This is a genomic window from Streptomyces sp. NPDC041784, assembly GCF_055591025.1.
This window is the reverse complement of sequence record NZ_JBVJAB010000019.1, coordinates 1-2,324: the sequence shown is the minus strand read 5'-3', so window position 1 is coordinate 2,324 and position 2,324 is coordinate 1. Positions and strand designations below refer to the sequence as shown.

Here is a 2,324-nt window from a genome sequence, read left to right as displayed (position 1 = left end):
GCCCGCCCCTTGCCCCGCCGGCAAGGTCGGCGACCATTACGGAGTGAGTGGCGAGACACGGTTCGGTTCCGGGGGGGAAACCGGAAGGGGGGCTCGGCGGAAGGCCGACCCCGCCCGGGTCACGCGACAACGTCAGCACTCATACGGCGACGGAGCGCGGGGTCGGGCAACGCTCACCAGCCCGCGGGCCATCCCGTAACGCTGTGCCGCCGCCGGCGGCGCTCGCTGACGGTCCAGGCGCACCGGGGCGCCTGGTGCGCTCGGGCGGACGAGCCAGGCTTCGGTGATGAGATATCCAACAGACGCCCAACTCCTTGAAGAACGACCCCATCCCACGAGCCAACGAGCTCCGCGCCACGGTTACCGCTCCTCCGACCGATGCTGACGGTTCGCTGACCGCCAGCCATCCCGAACGTCGCTGACCTGCGGAAACGATGATGAAGTGCGATATGTGGTGGAACTTCGTCGGCCGCTCTCAGGAAGAGATCGTGCAGGCCCGTGAGCGAAGTTCCGAGCCGCTGGCCCCATGCTGCCGGCCCATCCGGCGGCGGCACCGCCCCGGGTGGGCTCACCGGGTTTCGCGGTAGTCGTAGCCGCCGACGACGACGTTCGCGACCACCGTGGCAGCCAGGCCCAGCCCGAGCCATGGGGCCGAAATAGTAGCCATGGATATAGTAGCCATGTAATGTATCGACCCATGAGCAAGGGTTCCGAACGGGCCACACCCGGCTACCTGGTGTGGCGGCTGTCGACGAAGTGGCGGGTGGCCGTCGACCGGGCGGTCGCGCCGCTGGGTCTCACCCACGCGCAGTACTCCCTGGTCGCGTCGCTGTACGGCATGCGGCGCGCCGGCGAGCGGCCCAGTCAGCGCCGGCTCGCCGACCACACCGGCCTCGAGCCGCTCTACGTCTCGAAGCTCGCCCGTGCCCTGGAGTCCGCCGGGCTGATCGAGCGGACCCGGGATCCCCGCGACCCACGCGCCGTGCAACTGACCCTCACCGCACAGGGCGAGGACGTCACGCGACGCGCGATCACGGTGGTCCACGGGCTGCTGGAGCGGCTGCTGGAGCCGCTCGGCGGCCTGGACAGCGCCCGCACCCGCACCTTCGCGGACGAACTCGCAACCCTGCTCGACGTACCGCTGGATCTCATCGACGAGAAGACGCCACAGACTCACAAGACTCGGACGACTCAAACGACTCAGGGGGAGTCATGACCAGCACTGCGGACACCACCGGCACCACCACCGGCACCGCCGGCACCACCACCGGCACCACCGGCACCACCAGCACCACCACCGCCCCTCCCGTCGACCCCCGCGTGATCGCCCTGGCGCACTACGCGAGCCGCGCCGTTCTGGAGCGCGTCATCGCGCGGCACGGCCTCACCTTCCCGCAGCAGATCACCCTCCGGGCGGCCGCCGTCGACGGGCCGCTGGAGCGGGAGGCGCTCGTCACCCAGATCGGTGGAGCCCTCAAGACGGACCCGGCGGACGCCCGCGCCACGGTCGGCGAACTGCTCGACAAGGGGCTGCTGTCGGCCGACGGTCCGCGCGTCGCGGCTTCCGACGCCGGGCGCGAACTCTTCGACGCGGTCGGCGCCGAGTCGGGCCCGATCACCGCCCGGATCTACGCCGGAATCCCGGCGGAGGACCTGGCGACCGCGGGCCGCGTGCTCGCGCGGATCAGGCAGCGGGCCGAGGCGGAGCTGGCCGCGCTCGACTCGACGGTGTAGTGGAATATTCAATCAACCTGTCCGGTTGACGGCCTCGAAGGAGGTCACGAGTGGACATCACATACGAGGCGACGCAGGAGACCGCGTACTACGCCCACGGAACCCCGGCGGAGCGCTGGGAGCGGGCCCGGCTGTTCTTCGAGGCGCGGGACTACACCGCCGCCGCGCGGGTGCTGGTCGGGCTGGTCGAGGAGGTGCCGGAGCAGACCGGACCCCGGCTGCTGCTGGCCCGCGCCTACTACCACTCGGCCCAACTGCAGCGTGCCGAGGCCGAGTTGCGGGTGATCGTCGAGCGTGACCCGGTGGAGCAGTACGCCCGGCTGATGCTCGGCCGCACCCTGGAGCGGCAGGGCCGGCACGAGGAGGCCGGACCGCATCTGCGGATCGCCTCGGCCATGGCCGGGGACTTCCCGGAGGCCTGACCCACACAGCACGCAGCACACACAGAACACAGCCCACGGCGCACAGAACTCAGCGCCTGGCACACGGCAGCGGGGGGGGGGGGGGGGGGGGGGGGGGGGGGGGGGGGGGGGGGGGGGGGGGGGGGGGGGGGGGGGGGGGGGGGGGTTTGATGCGTGGGAGAGTTCGCT

Annotated in this window: 3 protein-coding genes; all 3 read left to right on the top strand. The window is 71.6% G+C overall.

Annotation, left to right across the window (positions count from 1 at the left end; all coding sequences use genetic code 11):
* The first annotated feature begins 697 nt into the window (after window positions 1-697).
* The 3 genes from ACZ6D7_RS32705 to ACZ6D7_RS32695 are packed head-to-tail and all read left to right on the top strand — an operon-like array spanning window position 698 to window position 2,156.
* A complete protein-coding gene (locus tag ACZ6D7_RS32705; protein ID WP_469498682.1) occupies window positions 698-1,216 on the top strand; it encodes a MarR family winged helix-turn-helix transcriptional regulator in 519 nt (172 codons plus the stop codon).
* Window positions 1,213-1,734: a MarR family winged helix-turn-helix transcriptional regulator gene (locus ACZ6D7_RS32700; protein ID WP_469498679.1), complete on the top strand. Its 522-nt coding sequence runs from the start codon at window positions 1,213-1,215 to the stop codon at window positions 1,732-1,734. The genes ACZ6D7_RS32705 and ACZ6D7_RS32700 overlap by 4 nt, the downstream gene beginning before the upstream one ends.
* Before the next feature lie 50 nt (window positions 1,735-1,784).
* A complete protein-coding gene (locus ACZ6D7_RS32695) occupies window positions 1,785-2,156 on the top strand; it encodes a tetratricopeptide repeat protein (RefSeq protein ID WP_469498677.1) in 372 nt (123 codons plus the stop codon).
* The last annotated feature ends 168 nt before the right edge of the window (window positions 2,157-2,324 follow it).